This is a genomic window from Streptomyces sp. NPDC051183 (assembly GCF_040682455.1).
GTDB lineage: Bacteria > Actinomycetota > Actinomycetes > Streptomycetales > Streptomycetaceae > Streptomyces.
Window position 1 is genome coordinate 1 of record NZ_JBFBBA010000025.1, and the last position, 25631, is coordinate 25631.

The following is a 25631-nucleotide window of genomic DNA, read 5'->3' on the forward strand; positions in this document are numbered from 1 at the left end:
GTCTTCCTCACCACCCAGTACCTGGAGGAGGCGGACCAACTCGCCGACCGCATCGCCGTCCTCAACGACGGCAAGATCGCCGCCGAAGGCACCGCGGAAGAGCTCAAGCGGCTCGTTCCCGGCGGCCATGTCCGGCTCCGTTTCTCGGACCCGTCCGCCTATCGGAGTGCCGCCCTCGCCCTGCGCGAGGCCACCCGCGACGACGAGGCGCAGTCGCTCCAGATCCCCAGTGACGGCACTCAGCGCGAGCTGCGTTCCATCCTCGACTGGCTGGACTCGACGGGCATCGAGGCGGACGAGCTGACCGTGCACACCCCGGACCTCGACGACGTGTTCTTCGCCCTCACCGGCGCCACCGACCAGCGCAAGGAAGACCTCCGATGAGCTCCCTCTCCCTCGCCGTACGCGACACGAACACGATGCTGCGCCGCAACCTCCTGCACGCGCGCCGCTACCCGTCCCTCACCCTCAACCTGCTGCTGACCCCGGTCATGCTGCTGTTGCTCTTCGTCTACATCTTCGGCGGCGTGATGAGCGCCGGCATCGGAGGCGGTGGCGCGGACCGCTCCGCGTACATCGCCTACCTCGTCCCGGGTCTGCTGCTGATGACCATCGGCAGCACCACGATCGGCACCGCGGTGTCGGTCTCCACCGACATGTCCGAGGGCGTCATCGCCCGCTTCCGCACCATGGCCATCCACCGCGGCTCGGTCCTCATCGGACACGTCGTCGGCAGCGTCCTGCAATCGATCGCCAGCGTGGTCCTCGTCGGCGCCGTCGCCGTGGCCATCGGTTTCCGGTCCACGGGGGCCACCGCCCTGGAATGGCTCGCGGCGTTCGGGCTGCTCACGCTGTTCGCCCTGGCGCTCACCTGGATCGCCGTGGGGATGGGCATGGTGAGCCCGAACGCAGAGGCCGCCAGCAACAACGCACTTCCGCTGATCTTCCTCCCGCTCATCTCCAGCACCTTCGTCCCGATCGACGCGATGCCGGGCTGGTTCCAGCCCATCGCCGAGTACCAGCCCTTCACCCCCGCCATCGAAACCCTGCGCGGCCTCCTCCTCGGCACCGAGATCGGCCACAACGGCTGGCTCGCGGTCGCCTGGTGCCTGGCCCTCTCCCTGCTCGGCCACTACTGGTCGAAGGCGACTTTCAACCGCGACCCGAAGTAGCCGAGGGACCGCGCGGGCGCCGCCCTTCTATCTCCAACACGGGTTGTTCATAGAATGACCGTGTGAAGGACATCGATGTGATCGCACTGCTGCAGGATCCGGTGCGCCGCCGCCTGTACGAGTACGTGGCCGCGCAGGGCCGGGAGGTCGGCCGCAACGAGGCTGCCGAGGCGGCCGGGGTGGCGCGCACCCTCGCCGCGCACCACCTGGACAGGCTGGCCGAGGCCGGACTGCTGGAGAGCGGGAGCCGCCGCCTGACGGGCCGCTCGGGGCCGGGGGCGGGCCGTCCCGCCAAGGTGTACACGCGGGCGCGGGTCGAGCGGTCGGTGTCGCTGCCCGCCCGCGACTACGGCACCGCCGCCGAACTGCTCGCCGAAGTCGCCGAGCAGGCCGGCCTGGACGCCGGGCTCTGCACGGCCGCGCGCCGCCGGGGCGAGGCCCTGCGCGGCTCGGCGGAGCCCTGCGGCGGCCTCGAAGAGGCCGTGGAGATGCTGGCCGCCCGAGGGTACGAACCACACCTGGAACACGCCGAAGGAGAGGGCGGGGAGCTCGCACCCGTCGTTCGTATGCGCAACTGCCCCTTCCATGCCGTCGCCGAACGCTTCCCGCCGCTCGTGTGCGGAATGAACCTCGCGCTGCTGGAGGGGCTGCTCGGCGCGGACGGTCCCGTCCGCGCCCGCATGGACGCCAGGCCGGGGGAGTGCTGTGTGGTGGTCGAGACTTCTAAAAACAATGGTGATTGACATAGAAAAGCGGGCCGTGCTGGGATGAGGCCATGACCGCATCCGCGCACCCCGCCCAGCACGCCGCCGCCCACCTCGCCCAGCTCAACGTCGCCACGCTCCGCCACCCCCTCGACGACCCGCGCGTGGCGCCGTTCGTGGAGATGCTCGACCCGGTCAACACCGCCGCCGACGGCGCGCCCGGCTTCGTTTGGCGGCTCGTGGAGGAGGGGGCGCCCGATGCCACCGGCCTGCGCCCGGCGGGCGAGCACGTCATCGTCAACCTGTCCGTGTGGGAGAACCAGGAGGCCCTGTGGGACTTCGCCTACCGCAGCGGGCACCTGGAAGTGATGCGGCGGCGCCGCGAATGGTTCGAAAAGCACGTCGAGGCGCACCTGGTGCTCTGGTGGGTCCCCGCCGGACACCTCCCGACCGTCGGCGAGGCCCTGGAGCGGCTGGCGGACCTGCGTGCGCACGGGCCGTCCCCGCGCGCGTTCGCCTTTTCCCCCTCCTACACCGCCGCAGAGGCGGCCCGACACCTTCAGGCGGGGGACTCGGCAGGGGTCTGAAGTCCGGACGCCCGAACCGATGGGGCCGCGCCGAGGCGGGGGCCGGGTTCCGGGCGCCGGCTTCGTCCGGCCGTCGCGCGCGTCAGCAGGTGATGACCTGAACACCCCGAGCGGTGAGCTCGTCGCGCTGGTCCGCCGGCGCCCGGTCGTCGGTCACCACGACCGTGACGCGGTCGACGGGGCAGACGTGGGCGAAGCCCCGGCGCCCCCACTTGGAGCCGTCGGCCACGACGATGACCCGGGCCGCCACGGCCAGCATCGCCTGCTTGATGTCGGCATCCGCCAGGTTGTCGGTGGCCAGGCCGTCTCCGACGGTGAACGCGCTCGGGCTCACCACCGCCGCGTCGAACCGAAGGGCCCGTAGCGACCGTACGGCCAGCGGCCCGCGCAAGGAGAGCTCCCCCGGCTGCGGTTCTCCGCCCGGGACCAGCAGACGGGCGGTCGGGGCGTCGGCCAGTGCCGTGACGGCGTGCAGGGACATCGGCATCACCGTCACCGGGCGCTCCCGCAGCCTCCGGGCCACCTTCAGGCAGGTGGTGCCGCTGTCCAGGACCACGCTGTCGTGATCGGCGAGGAGCTTTGCGACGGCGTCGGCGATCCGGGACTTGGCGTCCCCCGCCTCGGTGAGACGGTCGGGGAAGGGGGCGACGGCGTGGTGAACCGCCGCCGCGCCGCCGCGGACCCGGCGCAGCAGGCCGAGGGCGGCCATCTGGTCCAGATCCCGGCGCACGGTCATCTCGGAGGCGCCCGTGGTCGCGGCCAGTTCCGCGACCTCGACGTAGCCGTCCTCGCGCAGTCTCTCGGTGATCAGCTGATGCCGCTCGTTCCCTTTCACGCAACCAGGGTGCCACATAGTGTTCGAAATCAAACAATGTATGGTCGATAGCGAACATTCCCTGTGGAAATGAGGCCCCCGTGCGCTCCGAGTCGCTGCCCTACCGCCTGATCGCCACCGACCTGGACGGCACCCTGCTCGGTGGCGACCACGTCACCGTCTCCGAGCGGACCCGGGAGGCGCTGGCCCACGCGACCGCGCAGGGCGCCGCGCACATCATCGTCACCGGCCGTCCGGTCATGCTGTGCAAGGACGTGCTGGACAGCCTCGACTACCGGGGCCTGGCCGTGTGCGGGCAGGGTGCTCAGGTCTACGACGCGGGTGAGCACCGCCTGTTGACCTCCGTCGACCTCGACCGGCAGCGGGTGGGAATCGCGCTGGCCAAGATCGAGGCGGAGGTCGGACCGCTCTTCCTGGCCGCCGAGCGCTCGGGTCTCGACGGTGCGACGGTCTACGCGCCCGGCTACATGGACGGCTTCGACCTCGGCCTGGGCCGACTGGAGAGCGAGGAGGAGCTGTGGCGTACGCCGCTGAGCCGGGTCTACATCCAGCACCCGACCCTCGCCGACGACGTGCTCGTCGAGGCGGCCCGTCGGTGCGGGGCGGGCCTGGTCGACGTGGTGCTGGCCGGCGCCGGGATCGTGGAACTGCTGCCTCCGGGCCTGACCAAGGCCACGGGGCTGGCCGTCGCCGCCGAGCTGCTGGGGATGAGGGCGCAGGAGACCATCGCCTTCGGCGACATGCCGAACGACATCCCGATGTTCCGTTGGGCAGGGCACTCCGTCGCGATGAGCGCCGCCCACGATGACCTCAAGGCAGTGGCGGACGAGGTCACCGCGGGCAACGACGAGGACGGCATCGCCCTCGTCCTGGAGCGCCTCTACGGGCGGACGCCGGTCAGCCGCTGACGGCAGACACCGGTCAGCGCTGACGGCGGGCGGGCAAACGGAAGCCGGAGCCGGCGAGCCGGCGGCTACTCCAATACGGCGGTGGCTTCGACCTCGACGAGGAGGTCCGGTTCGCCCAGCGCCGCAACACCCAGCAGGGTGATCGGTTTGACCGGGTCGATGCCCAGTTTCGCCGCCGCCCGGCCCACCCCCTCGCCCAGCAGCGGCATCTTCTCCGGATTCCAGTCGACGACGTAGACGGTCAGCTTCGCCACGTCGTCGAACGAGCCGCCGATCGCGGTCAGGGCGGTGTTGATGTTGAGGTAGCACTGTTCGACCTGCGCGGCGAAGTCTCCGTCACCGACCGGCCGGCCATCGGCGTCGCGGGCGACCTGCCCCGCGAGGAACACCAGCTTCGATCCGGTGGCGACCGACAACTGCCGGTAGACATCGGGCTTCGGCAATCCCTCGGGATTGACCAGCGTCACGGACATGACCCCTCCTTCGTGTCCAGGGCGGCAAGAGCAGCAGCCCGCGAAAGCATAGCGATGCTATGTAATATGCCGCCATGGCGAGGGCGAAAGATCCGAAGGTCCGTTCCCAACTGCTGGACCGGGCGGCGCACATGCTGCGGATGCGGCAACCGGTCACGCTCCGCTCGCTCGTGGCCGACACGGGTGTGTCGACGATGGCTGTCTACACCTACTTCGGCGGCATGGACGGCCTGTGGAAGGCCCTGCGGCAGGAAGGCTTCACTCGCCTGGCCGTCAAACTCGCCGCGGTGTCGCAGTCCGCGGATCCGGTGCGGGATCTCGCCGCCCTGGGAGTCGCCTACCAGGCCAACGCCCTGGAGAACCCCGATCTCTACCGCGTCATGTTCGACGCGGGCTTCGAACTCGAAGACGCGGACGCGGCGGACGAAGCCCTGCACTGCCTCGTTCGCGCCATCGAACGGGCCAAGACGGCCGGTCGCTTCCGCGATGACGTCGACCTGTTGGAACTCGCGACGCGAAGCTGGACGATCGGCCACGGACTCGCCTCGCTCGTCGCCACGGGACCCTTGCCGCACGAAGCGCTCTCCCACGGCGCCCCCATGATGATCGCCTTGTTCGTCAGCGCGGGAGACGACCCCGACCGATGCCGCCGATCGGTCGAGCGAGGCTGGGGAAGAGGCGCTCAGCCGTAACCCTCGGGCCCAAGGCGAGGAGCGGGCAGTCCGGGCACGGGGCGTATGAGGACCCTGCGCCGGGGCGTGCGCGGGTGTGTGGGGGCGCGAGGGGAAGCGGATGCGACCTTTGCGAAAGATTTTTGGGTACCGGCGTGCACGATCGGGCGTGTTTTTCGATGGGGTGGTGTGTGGGAGCACTTGGTGTTCCGCGGCTGCCGGAGCCGGGGTAGGGCCCCGGCCGGTCCGTCCACTTCACTGGAAGGTTTCGCGTCGGCATGAATGTTGTTGAGATGGTCGCCTCCGTCCTGATAGTCGCCACTGCGCTCCGTGTTTTCGTCTCTGACCGTTTGGTACGAGCCGTCCTTGCGTGCGGCGGATTGCAGCCATGGGGGAGTGTGTGAGCGAAGGGGAGTTCGACCCATCGGGGGACCAGGCGGTCTCCAGCGAGCTGGCTGGTGTCCTGCCGGTGGAATTCACAGCGTTCCACTCCCAACAGCACCGCGCCTACCTGCGCTACGCGCACCTTCAACTGGGCTCGCGCCAGGATGCGGAGGACATCGTCGACGACGTGTTCACCTTCCTGCTGAAGGTGTGGCGCCAAGCGCTGAAGGAGGCGAGCCTCCACGGCTTCGCCTGGGCCGTGCTGCGTGAGCACGTCGAGCGGCGGCTGGCGGTCCTGGGCAGGCCGAGGGCCATGGTGGAGACGGCCTGGTTCGCCGCCCTGCGCCGCTCCTCCAGAGAGCGGATGGAACTGCTGGAGTCCAAACTCGGCCTGTACGCCGCCATCGCGGGCCTGCCCGAGCGGCACTACGACGTGGTGCTGCTCGCGTTCCTGCTCGGCTACGACTACGACTCGGTCGCCCGGATGATGGGGATCTCCCCGGCCACCGTGCGTTCACACATCCGGGGAGCGCGTCGAACCCTGTCCCAGAAATTAGGGGTGGCCTGGGCGCCTGGAGAGGAGAAGAACCAGTGAGCGACGTGACTCGCGACCGCGACGCCGTGATGTGGGAGCAGTTGGACGCCGCGCTGGAGGAGGCGCAGGTGCTGGTGGAGGAATACGCCGGCTACGACGAGGGCGCGGCCCGGCGCCGCATCGCCCGCAGGATCGCCGCCGACCGTACCCGCTCGGCGATCGGAGTCACCGGCCGCGGGGTTGCCCCGGTGGCGGGGCCGGTGGCGTCGGACGACCTCGTACTGGATGCGGCCTGCCACGTACGGGCCGCACGGTGCCTGGACGACCTGGCGTGGTCCCTGGTGGAGAGCAGGGCCTTCGCCGAACTGGCCCTGGACGCGGGCTCATGGCCCCACGGAGTGGACTCGGCGCTGCTGTTCGGATGCCTCCTGCACCTGGCCGATCAGATGGAGGGCGCACAGTTCTGGTTCCAGTACGCGGCTGGGGCGGGTTCGCAGACCGCTGCCCAGTGCCTCTACCTCCACCACCTCACCCGCGCCGAAGTCACCACGGCCCGCCACTGGGGGTGCCAGGCCAAGGAGTTGTCCCCGGACGAGCACCTGCCTCCGCTGCCGCCGATGCCGGCGGACCTGGAGGACGCGCTCGGGGCCTCGGTCATCTGGACCTCCCCCCCCATCACGACCCAGGACCTCACGTCCCTCGCCACCGGACCCGGCCGCGCGAGCCGGCCCCCGTACCGGCTGCCCGCGCGACTGCACCGCGCCGTCACCGCTCGCCTCTGGTCGGAGGACCCGGACTTCGGAGAGGTTCCCCTCCCCGGCCCGCAGATCGCGGTGGCCATCGCCCAGCACGCACGCCTCAACCCGCTGCACCTGACGGACGAGGCGAGCGCGTGGACGCTCGACGCACTGAAGCAGCCACAGCTGACACACGCCGCCCGCACCTCGCCCGAAGGGCGCCCGGCGCCGGCCGCGCTGGAATCCGTCCACCAGGCGCTACGGGTCCTGGAGGTCATCAACCGCTACTCGGGCGGCGTGAGCCTGACCCAGATCGCCCGCGAGACCCAGCTGCCCCAGCTGATCCTGGCCCGGACCATGGAACAGCTGATCAGGGCGAACCTGGCCACCCCGATCGGACCCGACGCATACGTCGCCGGTACGGCCCTGCTCCTGACCGAAGCGGTCAACGAGAACGGGCGGGGGCGCCTGCAGGAAACCCTCGCCTGGGTCCGGGACGCGGTCGGGGCCGCCGTCTACGTCGCCCGCTACACCGACGGCGAGGTCTCCATCACCCAGTACGCCGACGGCCCTGCCGCACCGGTGGTGGAGGAGTGGGTGGACTTCCGTGTCGCCGCGCACGCCTCCGCCGTGGGCAAGGCCCTGCTGACCCAGCTCGGTTACGACGGTCGCAAGGACCACCTGTCCCGCCACAAACCCGTCCGGTTCACCTCCCGCACCATCACGAGCCAGCAGGCCCTCTTCTACCAGCTCGACACACGACAGCCCAACGCCCCGCTGCTCGACATGCAGGAGTACGCGCTCGGCACGGTGTGTGCGGCGGTCCCGATCACCGCGGGCCCCAACCCCGAGTGCGTGGCCCTGTCCATTCCCGCCACGGACCCACGCCGTCTGAGGCAGGCCGCCCGGATCCTGCAGAGCGAAGCGGCCGCGGTCCTGCTCGCCCTCATCGTCACCGGCAGCGCCCAGCTGGCACCGCGAAGGGCGGACGAGGCCGAGGGCGGCGAGGCGCACCAGCGCCGGACACCGCAGGCAGGCGCGGGTGACCCGGGGAGCAGCATCCTGACCTCGACCGCCTAGGAACACCGCCCGGCAACGACAACTCGCCACGAGGACGGGCCCACCGCGCACGACGCGGTGGGCCCGTCCTTCCCTACAATTGGTCATGTGCCTGACAGAGTTGGCACTGCACCACTCCCATGAACGGCACCACACCCCAAAGGGAGCGACCAGTACATGACCAAGTCTGAGAGCACGGGATACGACTACGACGTCGTCATCAGCGGAGCCAGCCTCGCCGGTAGCGCCGCGGCGATCCTGCTCGCTCGCCGCGGCGTCCGCGTCGCCCTGCTGGAGCGCCGCTCGGACCCCGAAGCGTACAAAGTGCTCTGCACCCACTCCATCACGGCCAACGCCTACCCGGTGCTGGACGAACTCGGCCTCATCCCCGCCCTCGAGAACGCGGGCGCCGTGCGCAACGAGGCGCGCTGGTACACCCGCTGGGGATGGATCGAGCCGAAGGCCGCGCCGACGGGCCCCGAGCTGCCGTACGCGTACAACATCCGGCGCAGCACCCTCGACCCGCTGATCAGATCCAGTGCGGCGCAGACCCCTGGCGTCGATCTGCTCCTCGGTCACCGCGTGACCGGACTGGTCCGGGAAGCCGGGCGCACCCTGGGCGTACGCGTGTCGACACCGCAGGGCGAGCGCGAGATACGGGCCCGCCTGGTGGTCGGCGCCGACGGCAAGGACTCGGACGTGGCGAAGTTCGCCGAGGTGCCCACCCGGCAGTACGAGAACATGCGGTTCGGCTACCTCGCGCACTTCCGCAATCTCCCGCTGCCGGGCGGGATCGGCCAGACCTGGTTCCTGGAGCCCGACATGGCGTACGCGTTTCCGAACGACGACGGGGTGACGGTCCTCGCGGTACTCCCGGACAAGAAGCGGCTGCCGGAGTTCCGGGAGGACCTGGAGGGCAGCTTCCTCAAGTTCGTGCGCGCCCTGCCCGAGGCGCCGCCCATCGACTCCGCCGAGCGCATCACCAAGATCATCGGAACCGTCAACTACCCGCTGATCAGCCGCGATCCGACCGCGCCGGGCGTCGCGCTGATCGGTGACGCCGCCCTGACCGGAGACCCCCTGTGGGGCGTGGGGTGCGGGTGGGCCCTGGAGTCCGCGCAGTGGCTGGCGGAGGCGGTCGCCCCGGCCGCAGCCGGTCGCGGTGACCTCGACCGGTCGCTCGCTGCGTACTCGCGCACGCACCGGCGCCGACTGCGCGGCCACCAGAACCTGGCCGTCGACTTCGCCAAGGCCCGCCCGCTCAACCCCGGCGAGCGGCTGATGTTCTCGGCGGCGGCGCGCGACGAGTCGATGGCGCGGCACATGTACTTCTTCGGATCCCGCCTGATCGGGCCGCTGCGCTTCTTGAGCCCCGTGGCGCTGGCCAAGGCCTCGGCCGTCAACTTCAAGCACCGCGGGTCCGCAGTGCCACCCGCGAACCTGTCACGTACGGGGTCGTGACCCAGGGCCGATCCGGGGCGGCCGAAGGGCCGGGTTGCGATGTCTGGTGACCAGGCTCGTACGCGTGTGCCAAACTCTGCGCATGGTGCATGATCACACTGGCGCAGCGCTGAGCATCGGCCACCGTGACCCCGAACTCAACGAGAGCCTGTCCAGAGGGCTGGACGAGCTGAACTTTCCTGCCACCGGAACCACTGCCGCCGACCAGGGCGAGCTGTCGGTGAAGGCCGTCGACGACGCGGGCGAGCTCATCGGGGGGCTGACCGCCTGGACGTGGGGCGGGCTGCTCGGCATCGAGATGCTCTGGGTCCGGGAGGACAGCCGGAGGGACGGCTGGGGAAGCAAGCTCCTCCTCGCCGCGGAGGAGGAGGCGCGGCGGCGCGGCTGCGACCGCGCGAGCGTCTCCTCCTTCACCTTCCAGGCCCCCGCGTTCTACCAGCGCCACGGTTACGTCGAAACGGGCAGAACGCTGGGGATCCCCGGCGGCGCCGAGGACGTTCACCTGTACAAGACGCTGGCCTAGTGCCGGCTGTTCAGGAAGCCGATGGCGACCGCGCCCCACCAGGCGACCTGCGATACCGACGCCGTCACTGCGCCGCGGATCATCAGCGGGCGGGGGACGGGGCCGTCGACGGCGGCCAGTCGGCGGTGCAGGGCGGAGGCCTGGACACCGTTGAGGGAGAGCACCAGGACGAGGCCGAGTTTGACGCACGTCAGCGGTGAGCCGAGGTCGGGGTGGAGGAAGGCTCCACTGAAGAGCAGACCGCCCAGGCCGGCCCAGACGGGCAGGTGCAGGGGGGCGGTGAAGTCGAGAACCTCGCGGAGGGTCTTGCGGCCCGTGAGCCACAGGGCGCCGTAGTAGTCGATGGCGAGTACCGCGCCGAAGCCCACGACCAGGGAGGCGAGGTGCACGAACAGCGCCGCGGTGTGAAGCGTGACATCGGCGCGCAGGTGCACGGCGATCCACGTCGTGGCTGCCCACCCGAGGCATACGGCGAGGGACGCCGCCGCGTTCCCGCACCACGAGGGGAGCTGGAGGAGCTCTGCTTCCGCGCCTGGTCTCCGGCGGGTCGAGGCGGCGTCGGCGGTGGACATGGCGGTGCTCCAGGGATGGTTTCGCAGGGTGTGCCCACACCAGCCGGGAGCGAGCAAAGGTAAGGCTGACCTAAGGCCCGGAGGCCGTCAAGGTGACCGTCCGCACAGTGGACACCCCACCGCGTTGCCACGGGATGCACGCCTCCACGGTCACCGCCCGGCGCCGGTGATCGCGGGTCCGTCCCGGACCCGTCACGGAACCGCCACAGCGCGGCGGCCCGCAGAACCGGGCGCGATGCGGTGCTGTGTTCTGCGATGCGCGCCGGTGCGGGATCGGTCGTGGACCTCGGGAGAGCTCATGAAGTACGCAGCAGACATCGGCAGGACCGCGGCAGCGCTGGTCGTGGCGGCGGCGGTCACCGCCCTGGCCGGGGGCTGCACCCCGTCCGGGGACGACGGTGCGAACGCCCAGCCGCCGTCGCCGTCCGCGGGTACGGCGTCAGCGTCGCCGACGGCGAAGCCCACGCCGACCGCGACCGCGACCGCAGGATCCCCCTCCACAGGCGGCTCGGGCGGCGGCGCGAAGCCCTGCAAGGCGGACCAGGTCAAGGTCTCCGAGGCCCACCAGGCCGACGTCCGGCCGACGGGCACGGGAACCGGCGCCGCCGTCGTCTCGGTCACCAACTCCTCGGCGCACGCCTGCACGATCAGCGGATTCCCGACGGTCGCCGGAGCCGGCAACGGTTCCCCCGACCGAAACGTCCCGCTCGCCACCACCCACACCGGCTCGGCCTCCACGGTGTCCCTGGCCCCGGGCGCCCGTGCCTGGACGAAGCTGACCTTCGTCAACGTCCAGGGCGAGGCAGATGGCTACTGCGTATCCGGCGCCACGCCCGTCACCTTCCCCACGATCGTCCTCGGCGTCCCCGGCGCCGGCTCGCACCAGATCGCCATGGACGACGGGGTCTTCGCGGAGTGCGACAACAAGGTGACCGTCACCGCCTTCACCTCGGCCAAACCCTCCTGAGGCCGTTACCAGGAGCTCGAAGGAGCCACAGGCGATCCGGACTCGCCGGTGAGGCAGGCGTGGCACAGGCACCGGTCCGGGTGGGGACGGGACGGCGCGATCTCGGCGCGGTACTGGCGCGCGTACCGCTCCAGTACGGCGGAAGCCTCCGCCGCCCTGTCCGCGCCGAGCCCGGCTCCGTGCCGCCGCGTCTCACGCAGCCGCTCCAGGACGCGCGGGGTGTGCACGAGCTTCGGCCGGAAGCTGTGGAGGTGGCGCGTCGCGGTGTCGATGACGATCCACCGGCCGGTGTGCCGTTCGCGGCCGACCACCGCGACCCGGTCGCCTCCCGGACCCCAGTACGCGCCGGCCACGTACACCTTCGCCCCGCCTTTGAAGCACTTCGTGCCCGGCCGCAGTTCCTGGCCGCCGGTTCCGCACCGACGCCAGGCCACGACGTTCGCCGCTATCAACCAGACAGGCTCCCCCGGGACATCCGTCTCGCCCAACCGCCCCGCCCCCCCTTACGGATTCGCCGTACAGCCCAGAGCGGTCATGCTAATGGGGCCTACCCGGCGGCGCCCCGCCAGATGTTGTCGAAGGCCGCGTTCTCGACGGCCTTGCGCTGCCGTACGGACGCCAGTTCCACCACCGCGGCATTGACGGCCGCCAGCACCGCCGCGACGGCGTCGTCCGTCACGTCCGGTGAGTCCTCCGTCCGCTCGCCACGGACCCCCATGGCCTCCACGAGGCTGACGAGGACGGGTTCATCGGCAGCCAAGCGGTCAGCCGCCCGGCTGCGGGCGGGTGAATCGACCAGCACCAACTGACCGGCCCGGAAGGAGATCCCGCGCCGGGGCTGCCGGACGAGCTGCCCTTCCGCCTCCAGCGCGGCCTGGTAGGCCGCCGACAGGCCGCGGCCCCTGCGCCACAGCCAGTCACCGACCGTCTCGTAGGGCGCCTCCCGGACGAGCGACGCGGCTGCTCCACCCAGCAACTGATCGGCCGGCTCCGGCTGGTGGCCCGGCACGAGGCGATCCCCGTCCAGCGTGACGGCCCGGGCGGAGAGCAGATCGATCACCTCGGCCCCCGCGAGCGCGAGCGACAGGTCGCCCTGCTCCACAGGGGCACCGGACCCCGCTTCCATGGCGACGATCAACAGGTCCCGCGTGGTGGTCATCAAGGGCTCCTCTCAACTCTCAACCGTGACGGAAGGGCATCGATCCCCGATCCAAGAGGCCCGATCCCCGAGGCCCGCAGCTTACGGGCCAGGTGATCGATCGGGTCCACCCCGAGGCACGCCCGTCCTGCCTCATCGAAGAGACGCGAAAGAATTTCGGCTGACGATGTCGAGAAGCCGTGGCTGGCTCCGTCCCCGGAGTGAAGGCGGCCAGAATGGGTCGCACCCGCACCGAGGAGAGACATCATGGCCAAGTACCTGCTGCTCAAGCACTACCGGGGCGCCCCGGCCGCGGTCAACGACGTCCCCATGGACCAGTGGAAGCCGGAGGAGATTTCGGCCCACGTGCAGTACATGAACGACTTCGCGGCCCGCCTGGAGGGCACGGGCGAGTTCGTCGACGGTCAGGCGCTCGCCCCCGAGGGCGCGTGGGTCCGGTACGACGGTGAGGGGCGTCCGCCGGTCACCGACGGACCGTTCGCCGAGACCAAGGACCTCATCGCCGGCTGGATGGTGATCGACGTCGACACCTACGAGCGCGCGGTCGAGCTGGCCGGGGAGCTGTCGGCCGCCCCCGGGGCGGGCGGGAAGCCGATCCACGAATGGCTGGAGGTACGCCCCTTCCTGGCGGCTCCGCCCACCATCACGGAGTGAGCCCCGAGGTGAACGAGAGCCTGCTCCGGAGCCTCACGCCGAGCGTGCTCGGGGTCCTCGTCCGCCGCGGAGCCGACTTCGCGGCGGCCGAGGACGCCGTTCAGGACGCGCTGGTCGAGGCGGTCCGCGTCTGGCCGGCCGACCCGCCGCGAGACCCGAAGGGCTGGCTGGTCACCGTGGCCTGGCGCAGGTTCCTCGACGCGACCCGGGCGGACACCGCCCGCCGCCGGCGCGAGGACCGCGTCGAAGAGGAGCCGGCGCCCGGGCCGGCGCCCGCGGTGGACGACACGCTCCAGCTGTACTTCCTGTGCGCCTACCCGTCGCTGACGCCTTCCTCCGCGGTCGCGCTCACGTTGCGCGCCGTCGGAGGGCTGACCACCCGCCAGATCGCCCAGGCCTACCTGGTGCCCGAGGCAACCATGGCGCAGCGCATCAGCCGGGCCAAGCGCACCGTCTCCGGCAATGGGGTCTCCCCTGCTCGAGCGAAGCCGAGAGCTTGGGGAAGGCTCGACCGGCCCGGCGATGTCGCCACCGTGCTGCGCGTCCTCTACCTGGTCTTCAACGAGGGCTACTCCGGCGACGTCGACCTCGCCGCCGAGGCCATCCGGCTCACCCGGCAGCTCGCGGCCCGGGTCGACCATCCCGAGGTGGCGGGGCTGCTCGCCCTCATGCTGCTCCACCACGCCCGGCGCGCCGCCCGGACCACGGCCGACGGGCGTCTGGTGCCGCTCGCCGAGCAGGACCGCGGCCGGTGGGACACCGGGGCGATCGCCGAGGGCATCGGGATCCTGCAGGCGGCCCTCGCCCGCGACCGGCTGGGCCAGTTCCAGGCCCAGGCCGCCATCGCGGCACTCCACGCCGACGCGCCCACCGCCGAGGCCACCGACTGGGTGCAGATCGTCGAGTGGTACGACGAGCTCGCCGGCCTGACCGACAGCCCGGTGGTCCGGCTCAACCGCGCGGTCGCCGTCGGCGAGGCCGACGGTCCGCGCGCCGGCCTGGCGGCGCTCGCGGAGGTGGACGGCTCACTGCCGCGCCACGCCGCGGTGGCGGCGTACCTCCACGAGCGTGACGGCGACCTGGTGACGGCTGCGGGGCTGTACGCGGAGGCGGCCCGAACGGCCCCGAACCTTGCCGAACGCGACCACCTGACGCGCCAAGCCGCACGGCTCAACGCCGGCCGCCATGACCGACCGACGGCCTGAACGTCCCCTGGCCGCCGCATCAGGCCCCGGCGGAGGCGCGGCGGATCGCGTCGAGCGTGCGCGCCACGTCGTCGTCGGTCGTCGACCAGTTGCTCACCGAGATCCGCATGACACGGCGGCCTCTCCAGGTGGAGCCGCTGATCCAGGCCGTGCCGTCGTCGAGCAGTCGGGTCAGCACCCGTTCCGTGCGCTCGTCGCTGCCGAACTCCGCGCAGACCTGGGTGAACACCACCTCGTTGAGGACCGTCGCGCCGTCGATCTCCGCGATGCCGGTGGCGAACGCGGAGGCGTGGCGGCACAGCCGCTCGACGAGGTCGGCCACGCCCGAGCGGCCGAGCGCCCTGAGCGCGGCCCACACGGTGAAGGCCCTGCCCCGCCGGGAGAGCTCGGGAACCTTGTCGATGGGGTCGCCCTGCTCGTCCTGGATCAGGTAGTCGCCGCGCAGGCCCATCGCCGCGCGGACCGCGAGCGGGTCACGCACGACGGCGAGGCCGCAGTCGTAGGGGACGTTGAGGGTCTTGTGGGCATCCGTCGCCCAGGAGTCGGCGTCCGCGCAGCCCGCCGTCAGGTGTGCGTATGCCGGGGAGGCTGCCGCCCACAGGCCGAAGGCGCCGTCGATGTGCACCCACGCGTCGGCTTCGCGAGCCGCGCGGATCGCCGCGGCGAAGGGATCGAAGGCGCCGGAGTGGATGTCCCCGGCCTGGAGGACCACGATCGTGGGGGCCGGCCCGCCGGCCGCCAGAGCGTGCCGTAGGGCTTCGGGATCGATACGCCCTTGACCGTCCGCCCTGACCAGTTCGGGTCGGCCGAGCCCCAGGTAGCGCAGCGCCAGGTCAACGGCCATGTGGCGGTCCTCGCCGGCGAGGACGCGGACGCCGGGCCCGCCGGTGAGTCCGTCGCGGGCGACGTTCCAGCCGGTGCGCCGCAGCACCGCGTCGCGCCCGGCGGCGAGGCAGGTGAAGTTCGCCATGGTGGCACCTGTGGTGAAGCCGACGGCGCTGTTGCCCGGCAGGCCGAGAAGGTTGAGCAACCACGCGCCGGCAACCTCCTCCACCGCCGCGTACGCGGGTGAGGCTGCGCGCATCACGCAGTTCTGGTCCCAGGCGCTGACCAGCCAGTCCGCCGCCAGCGCGGCCGGCTCGGTGCCACCGACCACGAACCCGTAGAAGCGGCCACTGGGAAACGCGGTGAGCCCCGGCTCGCAGGCCGTCGCCAGCAGGTCGACGACGTCGACGGGCGCGCTGGGGCCGTCGGGCAGTTCGGCGCCGAGCGCGCGCACGATCTCCTCGACCGAGGCGCGGGCGGGAACCCCGCGGTCGGACAGGCTCGCCAGCCAACGGACGGCATGTCCGTATGCCTGCCGCAGCGCCGTCTCGCGCGCGTCCATACCTCGGACTATGGGACAGCCGCCACCACCCCGCAAGCCGCGGGCGGGATGCCCGGGGCCGTCGTCAGGGGCCACGGCCACCCCGCCGACGCCCAGGTTCAGCGCACCCTCGGCACCACGCGCGCGTTGTCGATCAGCAGGCGCCGCTCACCGTCGACCGGACACCGCAGGCCGACCGAAAGGCTGCGGACCCGCCCATCGGGCGCGAACGTGAACGTGACGGCCACGTGGAACACATCGTGTTCCGCAGGACAACCGACCGTGTCCGCCGGCGTGAGAGCGTCGGACGGCACGAGCTCCCACTCCGGGGCACCGGGGTACACGTCTCCGTCCTGGATGCCGAGCGCCAGGCAGCAGCCCTCGCAGAAGCATTCGTCCAGAGCCACCTGGAACCGGTCCCAACCGCAGTAGCGGCAGGCGATGGGCGCGCTCACCATCCGCCCCGCGTCTATGCCCTCCATGACCGGGATCCTCGCACGACCCTGGTCGGGTGCCCGGCGCGGGGCGGTCAGGCGGGACGCAGCCGGGCGGCGGCCGCGAAGCGGTGGGCGGCGTACGGCAGGAAGCCGCCCGCGTGGGGCCCGGTCGGCGATCGCATCCGGTGCCCGATGCCTACCCCCGGCTGCCGGCCAGGGCCTCTGCACCGGGGGCGCACGCCTCTCGCAGCGCCGCGAGTTCCGCTGCGGGCAGCCGGCGGGAGGCGCCCCGCCGACTGCCGTCCAGGCACGCGGCTCCGGCGTCGAGCCACTGGGGGAGCGGCTCGACGCCGATGAAGCCGGCCAGCCGGGCCAGCTCCTCGCGGGGCTCGTCGAGCAGATCCTCGTAGGCCAGCGTGGTCCGCAGCGGTTCGGGCAGCTCGCCGAGACGGGCCACGCCCTGGACGACGAGTTGCGACCACAGCGCCGCGAAGCCCGTCGACGGCAGGTCGCGGTCCAGCACCAGCGCGGAATCGAAGCGCTCGGCCAGCAACGGCGACAGCTCGGGCGGCAGGGAGCGGACCTGGTCCTCGGTCAGTTCCTCGACGCGCTCGGCGCCGGTGCGGGCGAGGATCTCCCGCAGCAGGAAGATCAGCCGGTAGCCCGTGTGCCGGCTCATGGACAGCGCGCAGTCGGGCCCGTCCCTGAACAGGTGCACGAAGCGCGCCCGCGGGAAGGCCTTGCGCAGGAGCGGCACCCGGTCCAGCGAATAGCCGGAGCGTTCAACCACCGCCGAACGCCCGAACCGCGTACACAGCAGGCCGAACAGAGCTTCGTAGTGGCCTGCGGCGGTTCGGTTCGGCCAGCCGCGCACCTGCTTCTCCAACTCGTCGAAGAGGCCGTCCGGGTCATCGGTCAGGTGGGGGAGCACCATCAGGGACAGAGAGGGGATGCCGGTGGTGTCGGTCGCGAAGCGTCCGGGACGGTGCGTGTAGACGAACTCCGGCATCGGCACCCCGTTGCGGATCATCCGCTCGAACAGCGGATTGGGATCGGCCAGCAGCCGCCAGAACTCCCCGCCGTCCAGGAGGCCTTCCGGGAAGCCGCGGCTCTGCACCGAGGCCAGGAGCTCGTTCAGACTGAGCACGTCCGGGTGCGCGTTGACGATGCCCGACAGCGCGGTCGAACCGCTGCGGCCCGTACCGACAACGAAGGTCAAAGTGCGCACGTCATCCATCTCCTCCGGCGACGACCGTAGCGATCGCGAACAGGCTTCCCGCAAGCGCGGAATTTGACGCCTCTCCCGCGCGGGGCTCCCGCGCGGGTCGAAGCCCCCGTCGTCCAGAGCGTGTTGGAGTCGCGCGGGACTCTGGGCAAAGCCGCGCCGGTTCCGTAGCGTCGGCGGCGCGCATGCCGACGGCCACGACTGCGGGGGCGGACGATGAGACGGACCGGGCACACCATCGCGGCCATGGCGCTCGCGGCACTCCTGGGGGTGACCGGGCTCGGCGCCCCGGCCTCCGCGGACTCCGGGAGCGGCACCGCGCGCGCCGCCGTGGGCGCCGAGCGCGCCGCGGGCGCTGTCGGCGCCGCCCCCTCCCAGCCCGCGTACGACGTCGCCCTGCGCGCGGACGCCACCGGCAGCCACTGGACCGGCCGCGAGACGGTGACGTTCGGCAACCTTTCCGCCCGCCCGCTGCGCGAGGTATACGTCCGCCTGTGGGGCAACGGAACCGACGGCTGCGGCACCCCGCAGACGCCCTCCCCGGTCCGGATCAGCCGGGTGACCGGCGGTGTGCAGGGCGCCTCGTCGGTCAGGTGCAGCGCGGTGCGGATCGTGCTGCCCGCCCCGCTGCCGCCCGGAGGCCGCGCCACCGTCGGCTTCGACGTCTCGATCACCGTCCCCGACCGCCTGCACCGCTTCGGCCGCGACGGCGCCCACCGCTACCTCGGCAACGCCCTGCCGGTACTGGCCGTCCGGGACGCGGGGGGCTGGCACCTGGACCCCGACGTCGGCCGCGGCGAGAGCTACTACACGCTGGCCTCCGACTTCCTGGTCGCCCTCGACCACCCGGCCGCGCTGAAGGTCCCGGCCACCGGTACGACCACCACCCGGCCGGGTGCCCACGGCCGCACCGTCACCACCAGCGTCGCCCGCCGGGTACGGGACTTCGCATGGGCGGCGGGCCCGTTCCGCAGCGGTGTGGCGACCTCGCCGGGCGGCGCACGGTGCGTTCCTACTGGACGGACGACACCCCGGACGCCTGGGTGGCGAGCGCCCGCGCCGAGGCGGTCCGCGCCATCGACGACCTCGGGGACCGGTTCGGCCGCTACCCCTACGGCGAGGTCGACGCGGTCGTCAGCCCACGGTTCGCGCCCATCGGCAGCATGGAATTCCCCGGCCTGGTCCTGGTCGCGCTGGACGAGACCGCCAGCGGCATGATCCACGAGCTGGCCCACCAGTGGCGGTAAGGGATCGTCGGCAACGACGAGTACGCGTGGCCGTGGCTGGACGAGTCCTTCGCCACCTACTCCAACGACCTGCTCATCGGCGACCACGGCGCATCGTGTGCGCAGGACGTCGTCTGGGAGGACGACACCGAGGCGGTCACCAACTCGATGGACTACTGGGCCGCCTACGGTCCGGGCTGGAGCCGCCTCGTCTACTTCAACGGCGCGTGCGTCCTGCACGACCTGGAGAGGGTGCTGGGCGGTCCGGCGATGGCCGCCATGCTCAAACGCTACGCACGCGACCACTGGTACGGGGTCTCCACGACCGCCGAGTTCCAGCAGGCCGCGCAAGCGGCGACGCCCACCGACCTCACGCCGTTCTGGCGCGAGCACCGCATCCGTACGGGAACGGCCCCGTGACGGCGGGAGGCTGACGGCGGATCCGTGCGCGTATCGGTGGGATGACCGATGTGCGGGGGGTGGGAGCGCGGACATAGTCCTCGGGAGATAGTTCGCGGGCGGCCGTGGTGCGCCCGGTTTCTGAGAGGACCCCCTATGGACACGTATGCGGATCTGGTGTTTGTCGGCGGGCGGGTGGTCACCGTCGATGCCGACTTCTCCATCGCCTCGGCCCTGGCGGTGACCGGTGGGGTCATCAGCGCCGTCGGTGGGCGGGAGGACGTCGCGCCGCTCATCGGGCCCGGCACCCGCGTCGTCGACCTGAAGGGGGCGACGCTGCTGCCCGGCATCAACGATTCCCATCTGCACGGGTGCGCCTTCGGCATGGCGACGCCGCCCCTCTCCCTCGACCTCGGCCATCCGGCCGTGTCCTCCCTCGCGGACGTGGCGCGGACGGTGCGGGAGGCCGTCGAACGGGTTCCGGACGGGCAGTGGATCACGGGACACGGCTGGGACACCGGATACCTCGACGAGTGCGTCTCCGATGCGTCGCGGCTGCCCTCGCGGCGCGACCTCGACGCCGTGAGCCCGGACCACCCCGTCGTCCTGTACTCCTTCTCCGGGCATGCCACCTGGGTCAACTCCAAGGCGCTGGAGCTGATCGGCATCGACCGGCACACCGTCGCGCCGCCCGGCGGGGCCATCGTCGTGGACGAAGCCGGGGAGCCCACAGGGCTGCTCCACGAAGGGGCCCAAGCCCTGGTCCAGAACGCGCTGCCGCCGCTCAGCCTGCGGGAGCGGACCGACGCGATCAGGTCGACCCTCGCCACGCTCGCCCGGCTCGGCATCACCAGCTACACCGAGCCCGGACTCGGCCCGGGCGGCGACGGCATCATGCGGGGCGCGCTCGGCACCCGGACCCTCGACGTCTACCGCGGGCTGCTGGCCGACGGCGAACTGACCGCCCGGGTCGGCGTCCTGCTCCTGCCCACCGGAATGGCCGGCACCGCCGAGGAGTTCGGCCGGGCCCTGACCGCCCTCGGGGAGTCCGGCGGGGCCGATCCACGCCGCCTCGCCGTGCACGGCGTCAAGATCTTCGCCGACGGCATCGTCCCCAACAAGACGGCCTGGATGCACGATCCGTACGTCGGCGGCGGCTGCGGCTCCCTGTGCGTCGGCGGCGAGAGCGACACCGAACGGACCGCCGAGATCGAAACCATGATCCGCCTCGCACACGCCGCAGGGCACCAGTTGGGCGTCCACGTCACGGGCGACCGGGCCATCGACACCGTCGCGGACGCCTTCGCGGCGGCCATGGCCGAGCACCCGCGGCCCGATGCCCGCCACTACGTCATCCACGGCGACTTCCTCACCGCGCACAGCATGAAGGTGCTGGCCGCCCACGATTTCGGCGTCAACATGAACCCCACCATCAAGTGGACCGTCGCCGACATGGAGGAGGAGTTCGTCGGCGCGGAACGGGCCGCCTACGCATGGCCCTACCGCGACGCGATCAATGCCGGAGTGCGGGTCGCGAGCGGGTCCGACGCCCCCGTCACGCACCCGGACTGGCGCCAAGGCGTCGCCACCATGATGCTGCGCGAGTCGAAGGCCGCCGGCCGGGTCAGCGGCCCCGAGCAGTGCATCGGCCTGGCGGAGGCGATCCGTACGTACACGATCGCCGCGGCCTGGCAGGACTTCGCCGACGACTGGAAGGGCTCCCTGGAGCCGGGCAAGGTCGCCGACCTCTGCGTGCTCGACGGGGACCTGCTCACCGCCGACCCCCACGACATCCCGCGGATGCCCGTCGTCCTCACCGTCGTGGACGGGCAGGTGGTGCACGACACCCTTCGCGATTGACGTACTCCGGGTACATGATCATCCTGGGGGAATGGCAGCGGAGCGGAGCACGGCGGACATCCTGGACGCTGCCGTCCATGTCCGCGAGGCCGCGCGGAGCGCCACGAGCGGCGCGACCGGCGTGGAACCGGTCCTGGCGGCGCTGTCGGAGGTCATGGAGTACGACCACGCGTCCTTGACCCGGTGGGATCCGCTGCGCAGGCGCCACACCACGCTGGCCGGGAGCTACCCGGATGACGCCACGGCCTACATCGAGACCCGCCTCCACCACGATCCGGTGTTCCCCGTGCTCCGCGGCCCGGCCAGGGGAGGCCTCTGGCTCAGGGACGTCCCCGGGCAGCTCCTGGCGGCGTCCCCGGGCTTCCAGGAGGTGCTGCGTCCCCTCGGCATCGAGGACGGCGTGGCCCAGTGCCTGTTCACCGCCGATGGCCGGTACGTCGGCATGCTGAACGTCAGCACCCGTCGGCCGCGGCGCGCGCCCGATCCGGCGCGCGCCGTGGTCACGCTGCTGACCGAGGCCCTCGCCGCGGCCGTCGCCCCCCACCCGGGCCCGCAGGTCGAGGAAGCCGCCGCGGTTGCGCGGCGGCCCGGCGGACTCTCCCCGCGGGAGTTCCAGGTGCTGGGTGAACTGACCGCCGGGCGCACCAACCGGGAGATCGCCGAGCGGCTGTACATCACACCGCGCACGGTAGGAACCCACATCGAGCACATCCTCGCGAAGCTCGGCCTCCCCAACCGTGCGGCAGCCGCTGCCCGGGCCGCTGCCTGGGGAATCGAAGCCTCCTGAGGTGACGGAGGCCCCGCCGGGTGGACCGGCGGGGCTTCCAGGGCGTCAGGTCATGAGCAGCAGCCGCGTGTTCGCAACCAGCTTCCGGTTCACGCTGGTGCTCTGCACGAAGATGGTGAAGTCGTCGTTGTGGTCCGGCTTGACCCGGACTTCGGTGCCGGGCAGGCCGAGGAGGGCCCGGGCCTGCGGCCCCGTATACACCTGGTCCGTCTTCATCTCCAGTACCGCGATCTGCTTCTGCGGCTGGATCTTCTCCGTCTTGCTCAGCTGGTAGAACGCACAGCCGGTTCGGTAGGTGTGCCCCGACTCGACGACCCAGTCCCGGATCGCCGTTTCGCGGGCCACGGGAATCAACTCGTACTGCGACGGGCTGACCGGGGTGAGGCCGGCTGCCTCGATCGCGTCCTTGTTGACCGTCTCCCCACCGGTGGAGAACACTGCCCGCGATCCCCGGATGCCCTTGGAACGGCCCACCATGAAGTCCTCGGTGGCCTTCAGGATGACCTGTCCGGCTTCCTCCAGGCCCCGTGTGCTCGTGGCGTCCCAGATGGCGATGTTGTCCTTCGGGAAGCCGCACTGCATGGCCTCGCGCTTGCCCATCTGGTCCGGTACGAGAACCGCCAGGGTCCAGTTGTCCTCCTGCGTCTCGATCATCGTGGCCACGGCCTGCACCAGTGCACGAGGGTCCCGGGCAGGGGCGTCGGGGCAGCGGTGGCTCGCGTTCTCCTGACCGTCGGTCAGTACGAACGTGAGGAAGCTGTGGTCGCCGTAGAGCTGGGCGGTCTGCGCCAGCTCCCGCTGTGACTTCAGGGTGGCCGCCAGCAGGGCGGTCATTCCACCCGCCCGGTACATCTGCTTCAGGGACGGCATGCGCAGCACGTCCTTGTCGTAGATGACGCACTCCACCTTGTCGGCGAAGACGTACACCGTGACGCGGGTTTCCTGGTCCAGTTCCTGCGACCGGCGGGCCAGATAGGCGATTTGCTGGTCGGCGACTTCGACGACCTTGCCGCTCAGGTGCGACATGGACGAGCTGGCGTCCAGCACGAGAGCGACGTGATTGATGTAGTTCTGGTTTCCGGGCATGACGGCCATGACGGTTCCCCCGCTTTCCGACTCGATGCTTCGATCCTCCCACCCGCCACTGACAATCGATCTTGGACTCGGGGCGCGCCGAGGGCGAAGGCGGGTAGGGTGGGTGACTGCGAAGGGGAGTAGCCCTGCGATACCGGTCGTCGACACACTGGAACCCCCGGGTTCCCGGTGGCCGGGCCCGCGTTCTCGATGAGCGGGTGGGCGAGACCTTCGGCCCATTTGTCGACGACGCATGTCAGCGTGTCGGCGGGGTCGAAGCCGTCTGCCGCGCCTCCCACGCCGGTCGTCCTCGAAGCCCCGCCGACGCGGCAAGCGCCGCAAGGACCGTGCGGCCGTCCTCGCGGGTGCCGCCGGCTCCGGCGGGGGCTTGCCGCAGGGCGGTGGGGCGCTCGGCGACGCGAAGGACATGAAGCGCCTGGCCAGGGACCAGAAGTGGTTCCTGCCGATCTTCGTGGTGAAGGTCGGGCTCGGTCTGGCCGCCTTCGCCTTCAAGCCCGCCCTGGGCGTACTGTTCTTCGCCGCCTACGCGGTCTACTTCGTCCGCGAGATCCGCAGCAGTCGCGCGGACGGCGCCGATGGCGCCGATGGCGCGGACGAGGAGGAAGAGGAGCTGGAACCGCTCAAGCTCCAGCCCGGGACCGCCTCTCCGGCCACCTGGGCCGTGGTCGTCCAGACCCTGGCCGCACTCGTGGTGATCTTCTTCGCCGCGCACTTCTTCGTGAAGCAGCTGGACGTGATCGGCCCCATGCTGGGGCTGTCCGCGACGGTCACGGCCCTGCTGCTGTCCCCGATAGCCACCGAACTCCCCGAGATCATGAACGCGGTCATCTGGATCCGTCAGGGCAAGGTCAGGCTGGCACTCGCCAACATCTCCGGAGCCATGATGATCCAGGCCACGGTCCCCAGCGGGATCGGCCTGTTCTTCACGAGCTGGCACTTCGACGGCGCCCTGCTGTGGTCGGGGATCGTCACCACGGCCGCGATCGCCTACCTCCTGCTCACCATGCGCGCCCACAAACTCACCCCCGCCCGCCTCGCGGTCGCCGGCGCGTTCTACGCCGTCTTCGCCATCGGACTCGTCCCCCTCCTAGGCTGACACCCGCCGGAACCCCCGGAACGACGAGACGCCCGGCCGGGCCGCCGCGATGTCCGCCTCGGCCTTGGCCGCGGCGGCCTTGGCGGCGGCCTCGGCCGCGCGCCAGCGGTTCTTGTTGGCCTTCGCGGCGATCCCCGAAGCCTCGGCGATCAGACGGTCGACCTGGTTCTTGTGGTGCTCGGCCAGCTTGTCCTTGCGGTCGGCCATGAACTGGCCGACGGCGATGAAGTCGTGGAGCTGGTCGGCGGGGCCGGCGAGTGCGATCTTGGCCGCTGCCTTGACCTCGGGGCCGCCGGTGTTGACGAGCAGGGAGGCGATGACCTGCTCGTCGCTGTTGCGCGCCGAGTACTGGCCGACCATGAGGAACGTGGCCAGGGCCTTGCCGCTGCCGTTGGCGAGGGCCTTCTTCGAGGCGTCCTTGACGCTCGGGCCACCGAAGTTGTTGTACTTCGAGACCTCGACGGCGAGGTCATCGGCGCCGGCCAGGGTACCTCGTCCTGTCCGGCCTGCTTCCAGCGGGTGCGCAGGTAGGTCAGGACGTCCTCGTCGGTGCCGGTCAGGGCGGTGGCCGCGGCTTCCTGGCTCCAGGGGCCGCGCAGCTTCATGGCCAGGGCACGGCCCTTGACCGCGGTGGCCTTGACGTCCACGTCCGGCTTGGCCGCCTCGGAGGCCAGCGCCGCGGCGGTGGTGTCGAGGCCGATGACCTCGACCTGCTGGGCCGCGGTGGCCGAGACCAGGGCATCGGTCTGCGTCTTGCGGGACTTGGCCCGCTCGATCGCGGCCTCGGTCCGGTACGCGAGGTCGGCGGCCTCGGTCTCGCGGGCGATGTCACGGACCTTCTTGGCCGTCACCACCGCGGCGTCGGCTGCCTCGGCGGCCACCTTTGCCGCGTCCGCGTGCTTCTTCGCCTCGGCGGCCGCGCGGGCGTGCCGGGCGGCGGAGCGGGCCGCGTCACGTGCCTCGAAGGCCGCGTTCGCGGAACGCTGGGCCAGCGCGGACGCCTGGTCGGCGGCGCGGTTGGCGGCATTGGCGTGACGACGGGCCTCGACGGCGGCCTGAAGGGCCTCGGCGGACGAGTTGCCTGCCGCGTCCGCGTAGTCGTTCGCCTGCTCGGCGGCGGCGGCGTCGGCCGCGGCATTGGCGTTGTCGCCCGCGTACCGTACGGCCCCGGCTGGGCGCTGGTCGGAGACGCCGGGTACCTCAAGGACTTCATCACCGCACAGGGCATCCAGGAGGCCTTCCGGGACGCGGAACTGTGTGCGCAGGCCCTCGACCAGACCTTCGCCGGCAGACGGACCTTCGACACGGCCATGCAGGAGTACCAGGAGCGCAGGGACAGCCAGGTCATGCCGATGTACGAGTTCACCGCCCAGCTCGCCGCACTGGACCCACCGCCACCGGAGATGCAGCAGCTGCTCGCCGCCGTATCGCGCAGCCGTCCGGCCATGGACGGGTTCGCCAGGCTGACGGCGGGGGTCACCTCGCCCTCGGAGTTCTTCTCGGAGGCGAGCCCGGAACGGCTCCTGGCGTAGGG

General features: G+C 71.4%; 28 protein-coding genes and 4 pseudogenes. 20 read left to right on the top strand and 12 right to left on the bottom strand.

Annotated features, from left to right (window positions below):
• The 4 genes and pseudogenes from AB0M99_RS22100 to AB0M99_RS22115 form a co-directional block, all read left to right on the top strand.
• Positions 1–384: pseudogene (locus AB0M99_RS22100) on the top strand (ABC transporter); the annotation flags it as partial.
• A complete protein-coding gene (locus AB0M99_RS22105; protein WP_365922922.1) occupies positions 381–1172 on the top strand; it encodes an ABC transporter permease in 792 nt (263 codons plus the stop codon). The pseudogene AB0M99_RS22100 and the gene AB0M99_RS22105, both read left to right, overlap by 4 nt.
• Before the next feature lie 62 nt (positions 1173–1234).
• Positions 1235–1915 carry a helix-turn-helix domain-containing protein gene (locus AB0M99_RS22110; protein ID WP_365922924.1) on the top strand — a complete coding sequence of 227 codons (681 nt, stop codon included), beginning with the start codon at positions 1235–1237 and terminating at the stop codon, positions 1913–1915.
• A gap of 32 nt (positions 1916–1947) precedes the next feature.
• Positions 1948–2463, top strand: a complete 516-nt coding sequence (locus AB0M99_RS22115; protein WP_365922926.1) for a DUF3291 domain-containing protein — start codon at positions 1948–1950, stop codon at positions 2461–2463.
• A gap of 82 nt (positions 2464–2545) precedes the next feature.
• Here AB0M99_RS22115 and AB0M99_RS22120 read toward each other — a convergent pair whose 3' ends face one another.
• Positions 2546–3298 (bottom strand): DeoR/GlpR family DNA-binding transcription regulator, encoded by a 753-nt coding sequence (locus AB0M99_RS22120; RefSeq protein ID WP_365922928.1) that lies wholly within the window; start codon positions 3296–3298, stop codon positions 2546–2548.
• A gap of 80 nt (positions 3299–3378) precedes the next feature.
• Between AB0M99_RS22120 and AB0M99_RS22125 the strand changes: the two genes are divergently transcribed.
• Complete coding sequence (locus AB0M99_RS22125; RefSeq protein WP_365922930.1) at positions 3379–4206, top strand: HAD family hydrolase; 828 nt, start codon at positions 3379–3381, stop codon at positions 4204–4206.
• A gap of 65 nt (positions 4207–4271) precedes the next feature.
• Here the strand turns inward: AB0M99_RS22125 and AB0M99_RS22130 are convergent, their stop codons facing one another.
• A complete protein-coding gene (locus AB0M99_RS22130) occupies positions 4272–4679 on the bottom strand; it encodes a RidA family protein (RefSeq protein ID WP_365922931.1) in 408 nt (135 codons plus the stop codon).
• Positions 4680–4753: 74 nt separating this feature from the next.
• Between AB0M99_RS22130 and AB0M99_RS22135 the strand changes: the two genes are divergently transcribed.
• The 5 genes and pseudogenes from AB0M99_RS22135 to AB0M99_RS22155 all read left to right on the top strand — a co-directional run bounded on the left by AB0M99_RS22135 (position 4754) and on the right by AB0M99_RS22155 (position 10049).
• Complete coding sequence (locus AB0M99_RS22135; RefSeq protein WP_365922933.1) at positions 4754–5371, top strand: TetR/AcrR family transcriptional regulator; 618 nt, start codon at positions 4754–4756, stop codon at positions 5369–5371.
• Positions 5372–5750: 379 nt separating this feature from the next.
• Positions 5751–6329 carry a sigma-70 family RNA polymerase sigma factor gene (locus AB0M99_RS22140; RefSeq protein WP_365922935.1) on the top strand — a complete coding sequence of 193 codons (579 nt, stop codon included), beginning with the start codon at positions 5751–5753 and terminating at the stop codon, positions 6327–6329.
• Positions 6330–7243: 914 nt separating this feature from the next.
• Positions 7244–7960 (top strand): annotated as a pseudogene (locus tag AB0M99_RS22145) (IclR family transcriptional regulator C-terminal domain-containing protein); the annotation flags it as partial.
• Positions 7961–8242: 282 nt separating this feature from the next.
• On the top strand, positions 8243–9526 hold the full coding sequence (locus tag AB0M99_RS22150; RefSeq protein ID WP_365922937.1) for an NAD(P)/FAD-dependent oxidoreductase: 1284 nt from the start codon (positions 8243–8245) through the stop codon (positions 9524–9526).
• A gap of 82 nt (positions 9527–9608) precedes the next feature.
• The gene (locus AB0M99_RS22155; protein ID WP_365922939.1) at positions 9609–10049 is read left to right on the top strand and encodes a GNAT family N-acetyltransferase; all 441 of its coding nucleotides are present in this window, start codon (positions 9609–9611) and stop codon (positions 10047–10049) included.
• Here AB0M99_RS22155 and AB0M99_RS22160 read toward each other — a convergent pair.
• Entirely contained in the window at positions 10046–10621 is a 576-nt protein-coding gene (locus AB0M99_RS22160; RefSeq protein ID WP_365922940.1) for a hypothetical protein, read from the bottom strand. The two genes, AB0M99_RS22155 and AB0M99_RS22160, sit on opposite strands and share 4 nt — an antisense overlap.
• A 298-nt stretch (positions 10622–10919) precedes the next feature.
• Between AB0M99_RS22160 and AB0M99_RS22165 the strand changes: the two genes are divergently transcribed.
• Complete coding sequence (locus AB0M99_RS22165) at positions 10920–11588, top strand: DUF4232 domain-containing protein (RefSeq protein ID WP_365922942.1); 669 nt, start codon at positions 10920–10922, stop codon at positions 11586–11588.
• Positions 11589–11593: 5 nt separating this feature from the next.
• On the opposite strand, the gene AB0M99_RS22170 is transcribed toward AB0M99_RS22165, so the two are convergent.
• Entirely contained in the window at positions 11594–12040 is a 447-nt protein-coding gene (locus AB0M99_RS22170) for a hypothetical protein (protein ID WP_365922944.1), read from the bottom strand.
• A 95-nt stretch (positions 12041–12135) separates the two neighbouring features.
• Entirely contained in the window at positions 12136–12747 is a 612-nt protein-coding gene (locus AB0M99_RS22175) for a GPP34 family phosphoprotein (protein WP_365922946.1), read from the bottom strand.
• A gap of 246 nt (positions 12748–12993) precedes the next feature.
• On the opposite strand from AB0M99_RS22175, the gene AB0M99_RS22180 reads away from it, so the two are divergent.
• Together AB0M99_RS22180 and AB0M99_RS22185 are read left to right on the top strand one after the other, a co-directional pair.
• The gene (locus tag AB0M99_RS22180) at positions 12994–13401 is read left to right on the top strand and encodes a YciI family protein (RefSeq protein WP_365922948.1); all 408 of its coding nucleotides are present in this window, start codon (positions 12994–12996) and stop codon (positions 13399–13401) included.
• A gap of 8 nt (positions 13402–13409) precedes the next feature.
• Positions 13410–14606, top strand: coding sequence for a DUF6596 domain-containing protein (locus tag AB0M99_RS22185; protein WP_365923112.1), 1197 nt, complete (start codon positions 13410–13412; stop codon positions 14604–14606).
• Between the two features lie 19 nt (positions 14607–14625).
• Here AB0M99_RS22185 and AB0M99_RS22190 read toward each other — a convergent pair whose 3' ends face one another.
• The 3 genes from AB0M99_RS22190 to AB0M99_RS22200 form a co-directional block, all read right to left on the bottom strand.
• Positions 14626–15993, bottom strand: coding sequence for a pyridoxal-dependent decarboxylase (locus AB0M99_RS22190; protein WP_365922950.1), 1368 nt, complete (start codon positions 15991–15993; stop codon positions 14626–14628).
• Between the two features lie 98 nt (positions 15994–16091).
• Positions 16092–16454 carry a hypothetical protein gene (locus AB0M99_RS22195; protein ID WP_365922952.1) on the bottom strand — a complete coding sequence of 121 codons (363 nt, stop codon included), beginning with the start codon at positions 16452–16454 and terminating at the stop codon, positions 16092–16094.
• 151 nt (positions 16455–16605) lie between these two features.
• The gene (locus AB0M99_RS22200) at positions 16606–17646 is read right to left on the bottom strand and encodes a sulfotransferase (RefSeq protein WP_365922954.1); all 1041 of its coding nucleotides are present in this window, start codon (positions 17644–17646) and stop codon (positions 16606–16608) included.
• A 204-nt stretch (positions 17647–17850) separates the two neighbouring features.
• Between AB0M99_RS22200 and AB0M99_RS22205 the strand changes: the two genes are divergently transcribed.
• The 4 genes from AB0M99_RS22205 (at position 17851) to AB0M99_RS22220 (ending at position 21906) form a co-directional block, all read left to right on the top strand.
• On the top strand, positions 17851–18852 hold the full coding sequence (locus AB0M99_RS22205) for a hypothetical protein (protein WP_365922956.1): 1002 nt from the start codon (positions 17851–17853) through the stop codon (positions 18850–18852).
• A gap of 98 nt (positions 18853–18950) precedes the next feature.
• Complete coding sequence (locus AB0M99_RS22210) at positions 18951–19280, top strand: hypothetical protein (protein WP_365923114.1); 330 nt, start codon at positions 18951–18953, stop codon at positions 19278–19280.
• Positions 19281–19415: 135 nt separating this feature from the next.
• Complete coding sequence (locus tag AB0M99_RS22215; protein ID WP_365922958.1) at positions 19416–21119, top strand: amidohydrolase; 1704 nt, start codon at positions 19416–19418, stop codon at positions 21117–21119.
• A gap of 31 nt (positions 21120–21150) precedes the next feature.
• Positions 21151–21906 (top strand): LuxR C-terminal-related transcriptional regulator, encoded by a 756-nt coding sequence (locus tag AB0M99_RS22220; RefSeq protein ID WP_365922960.1) that lies wholly within the window; start codon positions 21151–21153, stop codon positions 21904–21906.
• Between the two features lie 45 nt (positions 21907–21951).
• Here the strand turns inward: AB0M99_RS22220 and AB0M99_RS22225 are convergent, their stop codons facing one another.
• Positions 21952–22992 (bottom strand): vWA domain-containing protein, encoded by a 1041-nt coding sequence (locus AB0M99_RS22225; RefSeq protein ID WP_365922962.1) that lies wholly within the window; start codon positions 22990–22992, stop codon positions 21952–21954.
• Between the two features lie 376 nt (positions 22993–23368).
• Here AB0M99_RS22225 and AB0M99_RS22230 point away from each other — a divergent pair, with 376 nt between their 5' ends.
• Positions 23369–24097, top strand: coding sequence for a sodium:proton exchanger (locus AB0M99_RS22230; protein ID WP_365922964.1), 729 nt, complete (start codon positions 23369–23371; stop codon positions 24095–24097).
• Here the strand turns inward: AB0M99_RS22230 and AB0M99_RS22235 are convergent.
• From AB0M99_RS22235 to AB0M99_RS22245, 3 genes and pseudogenes are all read right to left on the bottom strand, one after another.
• Positions 24089–24457, bottom strand: coding sequence for an ALF repeat-containing protein (locus AB0M99_RS22235; protein WP_365922966.1), 369 nt, complete (start codon positions 24455–24457; stop codon positions 24089–24091). The genes AB0M99_RS22230 and AB0M99_RS22235 overlap by 9 nt on opposite strands.
• A gap of 36 nt (positions 24458–24493) precedes the next feature.
• A pseudogene (locus tag AB0M99_RS22240) lies at positions 24494–24613 on the bottom strand (hypothetical protein); the annotation flags it as partial.
• Positions 24614–24648: 35 nt separating this feature from the next.
• A pseudogene (locus AB0M99_RS22245) lies at positions 24649–24702 on the bottom strand (hypothetical protein); the annotation flags it as partial.
• 94 nt (positions 24703–24796) lie between these two features.
• Here AB0M99_RS22245 and AB0M99_RS22250 point away from each other — a divergent pair.
• Complete coding sequence (locus AB0M99_RS22250) at positions 24797–25132, top strand: hypothetical protein (RefSeq protein WP_365923122.1); 336 nt, start codon at positions 24797–24799, stop codon at positions 25130–25132.
• On the top strand, positions 25129–25629 hold the full coding sequence (locus AB0M99_RS22255; RefSeq protein WP_365922968.1) for a hypothetical protein: 501 nt from the start codon (positions 25129–25131) through the stop codon (positions 25627–25629). Before AB0M99_RS22250 ends, AB0M99_RS22255 begins: the two co-directional genes overlap by 4 nt.
• The last annotated feature ends 2 nt before the right edge of the window (positions 25630–25631 follow it).

What these genes read in the sequence shown, in the direction of transcription:
- AB0M99_RS22165 (WP_365922942.1), top strand. Translation starts at nt 10,920, where the DNA reads ATGAAGTACGCAGCAGACATCGGCAGGACCGCGGCAGCGCTGGTCGTG.
- AB0M99_RS22225 (WP_365922962.1), bottom strand. Translation starts at nt 22,992, where the DNA reads ATGCCCGGAAACCAGAACTACATCAATCACGTCGCTCTCGTGCTGGAC.
- AB0M99_RS22155 (WP_365922939.1), top strand. Translation starts at nt 9,609, where the DNA reads ATGGTGCATGATCACACTGGCGCAGCGCTGAGCATCGGCCACCGTGAC.
- AB0M99_RS22135 (WP_365922933.1), top strand. Translation starts at nt 4,754, where the DNA reads ATGGCGAGGGCGAAAGATCCGAAGGTCCGTTCCCAACTGCTGGACCGG.
- AB0M99_RS22130 (WP_365922931.1), bottom strand. Translation starts at nt 4,679, where the DNA reads ATGTCCGTGACGCTGGTCAATCCCGAGGGATTGCCGAAGCCCGATGTC.
- AB0M99_RS22190 (WP_365922950.1), bottom strand. Translation starts at nt 15,993, where the DNA reads ATGGACGCGCGCGAGACGGCGCTGCGGCAGGCATACGGACATGCCGTC.
- AB0M99_RS22115 (WP_365922926.1), top strand. Translation starts at nt 1,948, where the DNA reads ATGACCGCATCCGCGCACCCCGCCCAGCACGCCGCCGCCCACCTCGCC.
- AB0M99_RS22220 (WP_365922960.1), top strand. Translation starts at nt 21,151, where the DNA reads ATGGCAGCGGAGCGGAGCACGGCGGACATCCTGGACGCTGCCGTCCAT.
- AB0M99_RS22215 (WP_365922958.1), top strand. Translation starts at nt 19,416, where the DNA reads ATGGACACGTATGCGGATCTGGTGTTTGTCGGCGGGCGGGTGGTCACC.
- AB0M99_RS22205 (WP_365922956.1), top strand. Translation starts at nt 17,851, where the DNA reads ATGAGACGGACCGGGCACACCATCGCGGCCATGGCGCTCGCGGCACTC.
- AB0M99_RS22195 (WP_365922952.1), bottom strand. Translation starts at nt 16,454, where the DNA reads ATGGAGGGCATAGACGCGGGGCGGATGGTGAGCGCGCCCATCGCCTGC.
- AB0M99_RS22105 (WP_365922922.1), top strand. Translation starts at nt 381, where the DNA reads ATGAGCTCCCTCTCCCTCGCCGTACGCGACACGAACACGATGCTGCGC.
- AB0M99_RS22200 (WP_365922954.1), bottom strand. Translation starts at nt 17,646, where the DNA reads ATGGATGACGTGCGCACTTTGACCTTCGTTGTCGGTACGGGCCGCAGC.
- AB0M99_RS22180 (WP_365922948.1), top strand. Translation starts at nt 12,994, where the DNA reads ATGGCCAAGTACCTGCTGCTCAAGCACTACCGGGGCGCCCCGGCCGCG.
- AB0M99_RS22175 (WP_365922946.1), bottom strand. Translation starts at nt 12,747, where the DNA reads ATGACCACCACGCGGGACCTGTTGATCGTCGCCATGGAAGCGGGGTCC.
- AB0M99_RS22150 (WP_365922937.1), top strand. Translation starts at nt 8,243, where the DNA reads ATGACCAAGTCTGAGAGCACGGGATACGACTACGACGTCGTCATCAGC.
- AB0M99_RS22250 (WP_365923122.1), top strand. Translation starts at nt 24,797, where the DNA reads ATGACCTCGACCTGCTGGGCCGCGGTGGCCGAGACCAGGGCATCGGTC.
- AB0M99_RS22160 (WP_365922940.1), bottom strand. Translation starts at nt 10,621, where the DNA reads ATGTCCACCGCCGACGCCGCCTCGACCCGCCGGAGACCAGGCGCGGAA.
- AB0M99_RS22235 (WP_365922966.1), bottom strand. Translation starts at nt 24,457, where the DNA reads ATGGTCGGCCAGTACTCGGCGCGCAACAGCGACGAGCAGGTCATCGCC.